Origin of the sequence: Bacteroides sp. AF39-11AC (assembly GCF_003474285.1) — a bacterium.
Lineage (GTDB): Bacteria > Bacteroidota > Bacteroidia > Bacteroidales > Bacteroidaceae > Bacteroides.
Genome location: NZ_QROH01000034.1, coordinates 902 through 1,284, shown reverse-complemented (window position 1 = coordinate 1,284; position 383 = coordinate 902). Strand labels below are relative to the sequence as shown.

Here is a 383-nt window from a genome sequence, read left to right as displayed (position 1 = left end):
ACAATATGGCTAATAAGTTTTCTTTTACTAAACTCATGTACACGACAGCACAATCACAATATACTGTTAGTACAAGCAGATTCGTTAATGGAAGAATATCCGGACAGCGCATTGCATATTCTGGAAAGCATAGAATCTCAACAACTGACAGTACAGGCGGATCGCGCTTACTATGCTCTGCTACTGACGCAAGCCAGAGACAAAAACTATATTGTACAAACTGATGATTCATTGATACGGACGGCTGTGCAGTATTATGATTCTATTGGAGATGTACAAATGCAGGCGAAAGCGTATTATTACAAAGGATGTATATATAGAGATGCAAATCTGTGCGGAGAGGCAGTCAAAGAATATCTGACTGCCATTTCACTTGCAAAAAA

At 38.9% G+C, this 383-nt stretch carries 1 pseudogene; it reads left to right on the top strand.

Going from position 1 to position 383, the window contains the following annotated elements:
* Positions 1-87: 87 nt before the first annotated feature.
* Positions 88-383: pseudogene (locus DW036_RS25350) on the top strand (tetratricopeptide repeat protein); the annotation flags it as partial.